Source organism: Bacillus sp. SN32 (assembly GCF_002837495.1).
Lineage (GTDB): Bacteria > Bacillota > Bacilli > Bacillales > Bacillaceae > Bacillus > Bacillus subtilis.
In genome coordinates this window covers 1-612 of record NZ_PJCT01000018.1, presented here as the reverse complement: position 1 = coordinate 612, position 612 = coordinate 1, and the positions used below count along the sequence as shown (strand labels likewise).

Genomic DNA, 612 nt, shown 5'->3' with positions numbered 1-612 from the left:
ACCAAGCTGAGCTACTTCCCGATTCCCTATCTATTCTATTAAAAGATATGGCGCGCCCGAGAGGAGTCGAACCCCTAACCTTTTGATCCGTAGTCAAACGCTCTATCCAATTGAGCTACGGGCGCAATTCAATTTACAATATCCCGTTGGGATAAATGGAGCGGAAGACGGGATTCGAACCCGCGACCCCCACCTTGGCAAGGTGGTGTTCTACCACTGAACTACTTCCGCATATCGCAATAAAAAAAGCTTTCTCCTTATGAGAAACCTTGGTAATAATACATTTAATAAAGCTTCCAAGCGGGATCGAACCGCTGACCTCTTCCTTACCATGGAAGTGCTCTACCTGCTGAGCTATGGAAGCAATGGCTCCGCAGGTAGGATTCGAACCTACGACCGATCGGTTAACAGCCGATAGCTCTACCACTGAGCTACTGCGGAATAATATAAAGCTTCATAAACAAACATGGTAGAATTAATAAATCTGCTTGGCGGCGTCCTACTCTCACAGGGGGAAACCCCCGACTACCATCGGCGCTGAAGAGCTTAACTTCCGTGTTCGGTATGGGAACGGGTGTGACCTCTTCGCTATCGCCACCAAACAAATTGAGA

The 612-nt window shown here is 47.9% G+C and carries 4 tRNA genes and 1 rRNA gene; all 5 read right to left on the bottom strand.

Annotation, left to right across the window (positions count from 1 at the left end):
• Positions 1 to 48: 48 nt before the first annotated feature.
• The 5 genes from CW370_RS21080 to rrf all read right to left on the bottom strand — a co-directional run bounded on the left by CW370_RS21080 (position 49) and on the right by rrf (position 602).
• A tRNA-Arg gene (locus CW370_RS21080) sits at positions 49 to 125 on the bottom strand.
• Positions 126 to 156: 31 nt separating this feature from the next.
• Positions 157 to 231 (bottom strand) — tRNA-Gly (locus CW370_RS21075).
• 60 nt (positions 232 to 291) lie between these two features.
• Positions 292 to 364 (bottom strand) — tRNA-Thr (locus CW370_RS21070).
• 2 nt (positions 365 to 366) lie between these two features.
• Positions 367 to 441: transfer RNA gene (locus tag CW370_RS21065), tRNA-Asn, on the bottom strand.
• Between the two features lie 45 nt (positions 442 to 486).
• A 5S ribosomal RNA gene (gene rrf, locus CW370_RS21060) occupies positions 487 to 602 on the bottom strand.
• Positions 603 to 612: the final 10 nt, after the last annotated feature.